This window comes from Nocardia sp. CC201C (assembly GCF_030010695.1).
In the GTDB taxonomy this organism is placed as follows: domain Bacteria; phylum Actinomycetota; class Actinomycetes; order Mycobacteriales; family Mycobacteriaceae; genus Nocardia; species Nocardia otitidiscaviarum.
Genome location: NZ_JASCXP010000292.1, coordinates 1 through 9,511 on the forward strand (window position 1 = coordinate 1; position 9,511 = coordinate 9,511).

Here is a 9,511-nt window from a genome sequence, read left to right on the forward strand (position 1 = left end):
CCACGCCCAGATCCCCGAGGATGTCGAGGATCCGACCGGGTGGGCCACCCTCGGACGCGGCAACAGCAACAGCAGTAGCAGCGGCAGCATCGGCGGCAACAGCATCGGCAGCGTCGGCGGCAATGGCGGCAACAGCATCGGCAGCGGCGGCAACCGCGGCGGCGGTGTCGGCAGTATCGGCAACGGCCTCGGTAGCGGCGGCAATCGCGGTGGTGGTGTCGGCAGTATCGGCAACGGCCTCGGTAGCGGCGGCAATCGCGGTGGTGGTGTCGGCAGTGGCCGGTATCCGGGTCGTGTCGTGTGGGCGCCGCCGACGCGGATCGATCCGGGGCGGGTTCCTCGGGTGAATCTGCATCATCATCCGGAGCAGTGGCTCACCGATGCCCCGGGCGGGCAGTCGCCGCCGACGCTCAGCCGATCGACCTCCCCAACACTCGGACAGCCGATGTCCGCTGCGCTCGCACGGTCGACGCTCCCGACAGTCGGCCAGTCGAAGCCCTCGGTCGTCGGTCGGCCGATACCTCCGCCGTTGGGTCGACAGGGTGCAGGCGCGTGTGATCACCCGTCCCCGCGACGGATCGACCGAAACGCCACCGACCACCACGACCACTCAGATCATCACGCCCGCACGGTGCCCCCGCACCACGCCCAGCGGCCGGACCCGACCCGAGGCGATCACTTACGCCAATAGACCACCCCCGCCCAAGGGCCCGTCTCGAGAACGCAACCCCAGCCAGTCCGTCGGCTGGGATAGACGCGCGCGGCACCCAACCCGGCGTCAGCGCAAGCCAGGTAAGACACCCAACGCCACCACACTCATCTCTTCACATCTCTGCAGCAACACCCCGAACCCGATACGACGGCCGACACCTCAACACATGGACAAGGCCGAAACCCACCGCCCTGCAATCATTCCCCAATCTGCAAGCCCGAACGCCAGTTAGCCGTCGTCGAGTAGGACGCCGAAATCCTCGAAGCGGCTGAGTGGGCGCATTGCGCGGAAATCACGCCGATCCAACGTCGATATCGCGTCGGTGTCGTATTCGGTTGCCAAAGGCACATAACGGTATCTGCCAGGTCCAGTGCGAGGTCGCGGTATCGCTCTTCGATGATCGACCTCGGTGAGCGCCAGTTGCGAGATCGCGATCAGGCTGGACTGTTCCAACTGTTTGCGACAGTCCCGGGTCCGCGGAGGGTCGTTCAGCGTCTCGAGTTGCCAGACGTGGGGGTCTAGTCCGGTTGGGTGGGCCAGCCCGGGTAGGCGGGTTGCACGGGTGGTGGCGTGTCGCTGTAGCTGATCTCGTTCTCGACCGGTGCGTCCGGGTACAGGCTCAGGGCCCAGTCATCGCACGATGCCCCGCTCTCGACGTAGGAGATGGTCCATCCGGTGAACACGTCGTAGGTGGGTGCCTGCCAATGCATCCGATCCGGTGCCGGGTTCGGCGTGGCCGTGGGAGTGGTGGTCGTGGGGGCAGGTGCGTCGTTATTGCGGGTGAACCGGGCAGCCAAGGCGGATCCTCGGCCGTACCATCTCCTGTACCGGCCGTCATCGAGTTGACCATAGGCGTTCGGTAGGGCGCAGAACTCGACGAGGTACCCGTCTCCAGTGTCCTGGATTCGCTGGATGTGGTTGAGGACCGTTCCGGCGATTGTTCCGCGATAACTCTCGATGTCGTAGCGGGTCGTGTAGGGCCGATCCAGGGCCTTGGCGTAGCCGGGGTAGGCGTGGTCTAGGCCGGCGTAGCTGCCAATGATGTCGGATTCATTCGCGGCTCGCATCAGTGTCGCTGCGGTGGAGAACAGGTCAATACCGGGTTCGGCCGACCACACCACTGTGGCGTTGCGGACCTCGTCGGGAGGTTCGTATACGCCACTCGGGGGTCGAGCGCTGCTGGTTGTCGGGGCGTCGCGAGTGTCGGTCCCGCCGCATCCGGTGATGAGGAGTATCACCGCGCCGATGGTCGCGGTGAGCTGTACCGGTGGTCGTCGTGTCATCCTGTGGGCCATGTGTTCTTGAGGTCCTTGGGTATGGCGAGGCCAGCGAGAACATCGTTCTCCGATTTTTCGCGGTCGGCGGGAGCAATTTGGTTTTCGAGTGCCACGTTCTCACCGTCGTCGGCCCTCTGGCCGTAGGCGTCGAACTTCGTCGTGTCGATGCCGGCCTGCGTGAGTAGTGTGTTCACCCGATCCGTGGAGGGGGTTCGGTCGTTCTGCGGCAGGCCTTTGATGTCGGCGCTGTAGTCGGTGTAGGTCTTGAATCGTTCTCCGGTGGCGTCCTTGTACTCCGGTGGCACGTCATTGAAGTCGATCCTGCCTTGATTGGTGAGTTCCAGCAGGGCGTTGTACTGCCGGTGCGCAGGGTCGCCGAAGGTGGTCGCGCTGAAGTCGCTGCCCGTGACCGTCAAGGGGCTGTACTGGCCGACCTGGTCGGGCCGGAGGTTGTACCTCAGTGGGTCGTGCGGGTCGACCTGTTCGGGGTCGAACGGGAACACGCCCAGCTTGAACGGTTCGGATACGGCCGCGACGGCGGCCCCGCCGGGCCCGAATCCACCGGTCATGATCTGCGCGGCAGTGTAGGCGGCGTTCCATCTCGCCGTCTTGTCGCTGGCGGCGTCTCTTGCCTCGCCGGTGCGTTCGGTGTACTCGGTGTTGAGCGCCTCGGTAACCGCCCATTCCATCCGGTTGGCATACCGGCCGATATCCGGATCACCGGCACCGGGCATACCGGGTGTAACGAACACCTTGTCCATCCGCTGCGACTCCGCCAGGGCCGCGCCGTTGATGATCTGACTGGCGTCGGGGTCGGTGGACAGCACGCTCAGCACCCGCACCGTTTCTCGGGGACCGAAGTCGTTGCCGAATCCGAGGGTTCCGGACAGGTCGTCGGGCATGCCGACCAGCTTGCCGACGAACGGCTGTAGCGCCTCGGCGACCTGCTTCGCGGCATCGGGTGACATCCCGGCACTGTCCAGCGTGCCGAGATCGTCGGGATTCTTACCGGACAGCAGCACTTTGTAATTATTGGTGCCGTCGGCGGATTCGGTGGTGGAGATGATGTCGGCGAGTCCGCGGGCCGCTCGCCCGGCCTGGGTGGCCTGGTCGACCTGCGCTTGATGGTCGGGGTGACCCGGCGGCACGGTGACGTGCGCTTCCTGTGGAATCCAGTCGGTCATCGCGCCGAGTAGCGGACTGTCCGGGTCGCTGGATTCGCGTTGCAGCAGCGACAGCATCGCGGTGTCGGGGTGGTAACCGTCGCCCAGGATCTCCGGTCCGCCCTCGCCGGTGAAAATGGCGGTGGTGCCCTCGTGGTTGCGGGAAGCGATCTCGATCGCGTTGGTGAGCGAATCGTCCAGCGGGATAGTGGTGTCCGGACCCAGTTGAATGTTGTGCGATTCCAGCCAGGCCAGATGCATGCCCTGTCGGTGCAGCTCGGTCGACAGTTTGGTGCCGGGCTGGTAGCCCGGGTCGGACTGTGCGAGGGCGTCGAGGAATCGGCCCTGCTGGGAGAGGAACGCGCCCTGGTTCGCGATGCCCGGGAGCCCCATATCGGGGTACTGACCGGCATTGTCGTCCGGTGCCGCGCCGCTCAGGCTCACCCGCGTGGAGATCATTTGCTGGACATCGCCGGGGAGCTGGTCGTAGCCGCCGGGGGTCTGGGTGCCGTCGGCTCCGACGCCGACGACCTTCTCGTTGGACAGCAGCATGACCGCGTTGCCGAGGGCCTGCGCCCGCGCTTCGCCTTCGGGTCCTCGAGCCCGCAGTTGTTCGCTGAGTTCGGCGAAGCCGTCCGGTCCGGCGGTGTCGAGCAGACGCTGGGTGAACTCGAGCGTGGAGGCGGGAACGACGACGGTCTCACCGGCCGCCAGTGCGGCCTGGTCGTCGTCGGAGAGGTTGATCCGGTCGAGGGCCTGCTCGATGCGGGTCATGGCCTCCGGCGGGACCGGGCCCTCTTTGGCGACTTCCGCACCCAGGTCGGCGCCGGTATTGCCCGACGGCGCGGCACCGTCTCCGGCGGCGGGCAGCTCCGCGAACGCGGCGTCGATGCCATTGACGACGCTCTGCGCGGCCGCCGCCGCCCCGGACAGCCCGGCTTGCAGGGCGCGGGTGTAGTCGTTGGCTTGGCGTTCCAGTGCCGCGAGTTTGATGGCCGCGCTGTCGGCATCGTCGCCGGAGAGCGCGTTCGCCACCTGCGCCAGCGACAGCGTGACGGTACCGTCCTCACCCCAGAGAAAGCCGCCGGAGGTGATCGCGGTCAGCAGGGTGGTTACCGTTTTCTGAGCGAACCGCAGCGGCTCGAGTCCGTTGCCGATCGCGGCACCGGCCGCTTGCAGCGCGCCGACGGTCCGGTAACCGGTGTCGCGGACGGTCACGCTCTTGTCGCGCAGGCCGTTGCCGAACTTGCCGACCAGGTAGTCGGCGGAGTTGCCGACATTGTCGTAGGCGACGTCGAGTTCGGTCTGGAACTTGCTCGCCTGCTGGTTCCAGAAGCCGCCCTGCTGCTCGAGCTGGTCGAGTTGCCAGTCACGCACCTGCGACACGGTGGGGATGGGGGCCTCGCTCATCGCCGGTCCTCGTTACTTGGGGAACCGGCTCGCGGACTCGGCTTCTTGCGCCAGGACCGCGGACAGGCCGTTGTCCGTGCGCGCGGCCATCACCCGGACCTGCTCGGTGGTCGCCGTCATGGCGGTCGTGGCATGGGTGGAACCGGCCATACATGCCGCGTTGATCCCGGTTCCGGGGAGCAGTGTGCTCATGGTGAGCGCCGAGGACAGCGTCTGGTCGTCGGCGCGGATCGCACCGAGCGCGTCCGCCGCGGTGTTCATCGCCGACACCAGGCCGCGAACTCGTTCCGGATCGACGAAGATGAAATCGTCGGCGTCGTAGCCCATCGGCCCATCCCCCTCGAGTCAACCTGGTCTTTTCCGCGATTACTCTACTGGACGCGGATCGCCGGATTCCCGCACCGAATCTGCACTACCAGCCCGCCCCGGTAGACCCATCAGTCGGCCGCGATAGGCGACTTCGGCCGCAACGGGTGATAGTCCTCATCGTCTTCGTCGCCGTGGCCGTAATCCATGCGCCCCGGTGGCCGGGTGGCCGCCGGTGGCAGGTCACGCTGGGGCGCGTCTCCGATCTGTTCGACGATCGCCGCTGTCCGGGGATCCTCGCGCACCTCGCGCACCAGCTCTTCGACCCGGGCTTGGGCCTGCTCGCGGGCGCTGTTGAGCAGGCGCGTGAGCAGCGGACCCAGCTGCCGCCCGCCCGGGAACGCGTCCTCGTCGATGTGGACGGTGGTGACCCGGCCGTCCGCCTTGACATCGACGTAGACGCCGTCGGACCGGACGGCGGCGTGCCCCTCGGTCAGCGCCTCGGCCAGTTTGTCCAGCTTCGTGCCCAGCGACTCGGTGGTACCGAGCGAACCCGATCCCGGCCTGTCCACCCATCCCTCCTTCGAACGATTCGTATGAGAACAGTACCCAGTGGGCTCGCGGTCGCGTCTTGCGCCTGTTTCGCCCGTAGAACCTTGGGCTTGTTCGCCATCACCCGTGATGGTGTCGTGGTCTACGCGCGGTGAGGGATCGGGAGGAGCTCGCCGCGGGATGACGGCGAGAGGGAATTTTCGTGGGAGACCTGGAGCGGGTCGAGACGCGGCGCGCGGAGTTGACGAAGGAGCTGCTGGCCTACTTCGGGTCGATGGCCGAGATCGAAATATCGCCGGATGACGATATTTTCGCGCTCGGGCTGGTGAATTCGCTACGGGCGCTCGAGATCGTCGTGCATGTCGAGAAGACATACGGCATCACGGTCGAGGTCGAGGATCTCGAGCTGGACAACTTTCGCAGCGCGGCGCGGGCGGCCGCCTTCGTCGAGCGCAAGCGGGGCGGGGACAGTCGCTCGTGATCGCGGTGGACGACCTCGTCCGGGCCGCGGCCGTGGACGGCGCGCGGTGGGATCGTGACGGGCTGCCCGATGCGATGGTCGAGCGGGCGGCGCGGGCCGGGGTGCTCGGCGCGGATCGGCCCGTGGCATTCGGCGGTGCCGGATGCGATGCGCGCGAGCTGGGCGAACTGGCCGCGACGCTGGGGCACGCGTGCACCAGCCTGCGTTCGCTGCTGACGGTGCACGGAATGGTCGCCGCCGCGGTGGACCGTTGGGGTACGGCCGCGCAGCGCGGCGAGTGGCTACCCCGGCTCACCTCCGGTGAGCTCATTGCCGCGCTGGCGGCGACCGAAGCCGATGCTGGCACCGAACTATCCGCTGTCGCTACGACTTTCGCACCCGACGGCCAGGAATTCCTGGTGACCGGCACCAAACTGTGGGTCACCTTCGGCCAGCGCGCGGACGTCTACCTCGTACTCGGCAAGGTGGGTGGATCGCCCGATTCGGCATCCGGGCCGACCGCGCCCGGCTCCGCCCCGGGCGGCCTGTGCGCGGCACTGGTGGATCGGCACCGTCCCGGCGTCGCGGTGGAGCCCGCCGACAGCGGTCTCGGCCTGCGCGGCGCGCGGCTGGCGACCATTCGGTTCGACCGGGTGCGCATCCCCGCCACCCAGCTGATCGCACCGCCCGGATTCGGCCTCTCCCACGTCATCGGCACGGCGCTGGATCACGGCCGCTACACCGTCGCCTGGGGCTGCGTCGGGCTCGCGCGCGCCTGCCTCGACGATGCCGCCGCTCACGCCGCCACCCGCGTCCAGGGCGGAACGGCGCTCGCCGAACACCAGTTGGTCCGCGCCACGCTCGGCCGCGGCTGGGCGGACGTCGAAGGCGCTCGAGCATTGTGCGAACGCGCGGCCGACGCTCGGATCGCCGGATCCCCGGCGGCGCTGATCGCCACCATCACCGCCAAATACGCGGCCGCGGCCGCCGCGGCCACGGTCAGCGAGCGCGCCGTGCAGGTACTCGGCGCGGCGGGCTGCGCACCGGACGGCCGCGTCGGCCGGTTCTACCGCGACGCCAAGGTCATGCAAATCATCGAGGGAGCACAGGAGGTCGCCGAGGTGACCATGGGTGAACATGTCGTACGGGGTGCACGATGACGCACGACCGCGTACTGCTGGGTCCGGTCGCGACCTGGTTCCCGGACACCGTGGCCGAGGTCGCGACCCTGGCGGAGCTGTCCGAACTGCCCGCGCACCGCCGCGACCACGCCCTGGCACTGGGCATCGACACGGTGCGCACGGCCGACGCCATGACCGAGGTCGATCTCGCCGCCGAGGCGGCACGCATCGCCCTGGACGAGGCCGCGCTCGACGCCGCAGACCTGGACGCGCTGATCCTGGTCACCGGCCGCGCACCGCACTACCTGCTGGCCTCGGAGGCGACCCGGCTGCAACACCGGCTCGGCGCCACCCGCGCCTTCACCACAGCGGTCGGCGATCTCGGCTGTGTCTCCATCTCCTCGGCACTGACCCTGGCCGCCGCCCTGGTGCGCGCCGAAACCCACTGCCGCACCGCCCTGGTGGTCACCGCGGCCAAGACACCCACCCGCAACCGCTATCGCGCCCCCATGACGCTGCTCGGCGACGGTGCGGCGGCGGTGCTGGTCACCACCTCCGGTCCGGGTCGCTGGGAGTTCGTCGACCAGATCGTGCGCAGTGAAGGCAAATACGCCGATCTGTTCCGTATCGACTACCGCGACACCGACTCCGAGGACTGGGTGGAGGAGTGCGCCGACGAGTCCACCTATTCCTTCCGGCTCGCCGTGGAGAGCAAGAAGCGATTCGACACGATCATCCCGGAACTGCTGCGCCGCAACGAAGTTCCTCACGGCGCGCCGGGGACGATGCTCATGCAGAACCTGTCGGCGGGAGCGTTCGCCTTCTGGGAGGAGGCGCTCGACCGCCCGGTCGACAAGGTCTGCCACGCCAATCTGGCGGCCTACGGCCATCTCGGCTCGATGGACATGCTGGTCAATCTCGAAGCCGCCGCACCCACCCGTGCGACCGATGCGTACGCACTGCTGTTGAACAGCAGCCCGGTCGCAGCGTGGAGCGCCGGACTGCTGCGGAGGCTGTGATGACGACGGTGAAATGCCTGGTCTGGGATCTCGACGACACGGTGTGGCCCGGCGTCGTCCTGGAAGCCGATGGTGGCGCACCGAAAGCCGAAGTGCTGCACACCATCCGAACTCTCGACGAGCGCGGCATCCTGCACGCCGTCGCGAGTCGCGGTGAACCGGCCGCCGCCACGGCGCATTTGCGCGCCCACGGTATCGAGGACATGTTCTCGGCCGTCGAGATCGGCTGGGGTCCCAAGTCGGAGGCCGTCCGCCGCATCGCCGCGGCACTGAACATCGGACGCGACGCCATCGCCTTCGTCGACAACGATCCGGTCGAGCTGGCCGAGGTGGCCACCGCCCTCCCGGAGGTGCGCTGCTACCCGGTCGAGCGCATTGCCGAACTGCCGGGGCTACCCGAATTCACGCCCGCCACCGCGACATCCGAGGCGAGGCAGCGTCGCGCGCTGTATCGCGCGGAACGCGAACGCCAGGAGTCCCAGGCCGAATTCGCCGGTTCGGACTCCGATTTCCTCGCCTCGCTGGATCTGGTCATGACGGTGCGCCCGGCCACCGAAGCCGATCTGGTGCGCGCACACGAGCTGACCGAACGCACCCACCAGCTCAATACCACCGGCGTCACCTTCGACCTCGCCGAACTGCGGGCCCTGTGCGCCTCCCCGCGCCACGAGGTGCTCGTCGCCTCGCTCACCGACCGCTTCGGCGGCTACGGCACCATCGGGCTGGCGGTGACCGAACGGCGCGGATCCGATTCGGTCCTGCTCCTGCTGCTCATGTCCTGCCGGGTCATGTCGCGCGGCGTCGGTACCGCCTTCATCGCCGAGGTGGTGCGGCGCGCCGACGCGGCCGGTTTGCGCTCGGCCGCGGAATTCGTTGCCACACCGCTGAACCGGGTCATGCTGGTGACCCTGCGTTTCGCCGGATACGACGTGGTCGAGCGCGCGGGGGACCGCATGCTGCTCGCCCGCACGGCTCCGGCCGCGACTATCGGCGGCACCGATCATGTCGAGGTGGTCCGATGAACACGGACCCGCTGAGCGCCGATATACCGAGTACCGATATACCGAGTACCGATGTGCCGAGCGCCGACCTGCTCGACGGGTTTCTGCACCAAGCCGGCCGAGTACCCGATCGCACCGCCCTCGTGGTGGGGGAGCGCTCGGTCACCTACCGCGAACTCGACACCGCGACAGCGTCGTTGGCGCGTCGGCTGCTCGCCGCCGGGGTGCGTCCCGGGCAGACGGTCGTCGTCTACCAGCAACAGAGCCTGGATACCCTGATCGGGATGATCGCGGCCCAGCGCGCGGCGGCGGCCTGGTGCGTCATCGAACCCGGCCCCGGTGGTGAGGCGTCCTTGGGCGCGTTGCTGGCGGCGGTGGACTGCGGGGCCGTGATCATCGACGGCCGCGATCCGCTCACGCCGGGCGGGGTGGCGGCGGGGGGGGGGGGCGCGCGGGGGGGGGGGGCCCCGGGGGGCGGCGGCGGGGGGGG

The 9,511-nt window shown here is 68.4% G+C and carries 10 protein-coding genes; 5 read left to right on the forward strand and 5 right to left on the reverse strand.

Translation table 11 applies throughout. The features are described 5' to 3' along the window. From QK444_RS25465 to QK444_RS25485, 5 genes are all read right to left on the reverse strand, one after another. A partial coding sequence (locus QK444_RS25465) for a hypothetical protein (RefSeq protein ID WP_282784413.1) occupies nt 1-361 on the reverse strand: 361 nt, incomplete at its 3' end. Nucleotides 362-1,230: 869 nt separating this feature from the next. Next, nucleotides 1,231-1,833 (reverse strand): hypothetical protein, encoded by a 603-nt coding sequence (locus tag QK444_RS25470; protein ID WP_282784415.1) that lies wholly within the window; start codon nt 1,831-1,833, stop codon nt 1,231-1,233. A gap of 158 nt (nt 1,834-1,991) precedes the next feature. Continuing rightward, nucleotides 1,992-4,562: a hypothetical protein gene (locus QK444_RS25475; RefSeq protein WP_282784417.1), complete on the reverse strand. Its 2,571-nt coding sequence runs from the start codon at nt 4,560-4,562 to the stop codon at nt 1,992-1,994. 12 nt (nt 4,563-4,574) lie between these two features. Further along, a complete protein-coding gene (locus tag QK444_RS25480; RefSeq protein WP_282784419.1) occupies nt 4,575-4,889 on the reverse strand; it encodes a hypothetical protein in 315 nt (104 codons plus the stop codon). Between the two features lie 110 nt (nt 4,890-4,999). Further along, nucleotides 5,000-5,440, reverse strand: coding sequence for a YbaB/EbfC family nucleoid-associated protein (locus QK444_RS25485; protein WP_282784421.1), 441 nt, complete (start codon nt 5,438-5,440; stop codon nt 5,000-5,002). 182 nt (nt 5,441-5,622) lie between these two features. Between QK444_RS25485 and QK444_RS25490 the strand changes: the two genes are divergently transcribed. From QK444_RS25490 to QK444_RS25510, 5 genes are all read left to right on the forward strand, one after another. Beyond that, nucleotides 5,623-5,901: an acyl carrier protein gene (locus QK444_RS25490; RefSeq protein WP_282784423.1), complete on the forward strand. Its 279-nt coding sequence runs from the start codon at nt 5,623-5,625 to the stop codon at nt 5,899-5,901. Then, nucleotides 5,898-7,040 carry an acyl-CoA dehydrogenase gene (locus QK444_RS25495; protein WP_282784425.1) on the forward strand — a complete coding sequence of 381 codons (1,143 nt, stop codon included), beginning with the start codon at nt 5,898-5,900 and terminating at the stop codon, nt 7,038-7,040. Before QK444_RS25490 ends, QK444_RS25495 begins: the two co-directional genes overlap by 4 nt. Further along, a complete protein-coding gene (locus tag QK444_RS25500) occupies nt 7,037-8,020 on the forward strand; it encodes a 3-oxoacyl-ACP synthase (RefSeq protein ID WP_282784427.1) in 984 nt (327 codons plus the stop codon). The genes QK444_RS25495 and QK444_RS25500 overlap by 4 nt, the downstream gene beginning before the upstream one ends. Continuing rightward, nucleotides 8,020-9,042 carry an HAD-IIIC family phosphatase gene (locus QK444_RS25505; protein ID WP_282784429.1) on the forward strand — a complete coding sequence of 341 codons (1,023 nt, stop codon included), beginning with the start codon at nt 8,020-8,022 and terminating at the stop codon, nt 9,040-9,042. Before QK444_RS25500 ends, QK444_RS25505 begins: the two co-directional genes overlap by 1 nt. After that, nucleotides 9,039-9,511 (forward strand): AMP-binding protein (locus tag QK444_RS25510; protein WP_282784431.1); only part of this gene is annotated, 473 nt, incomplete at its 3' end. The genes QK444_RS25505 and QK444_RS25510, both read left to right, overlap by 4 nt.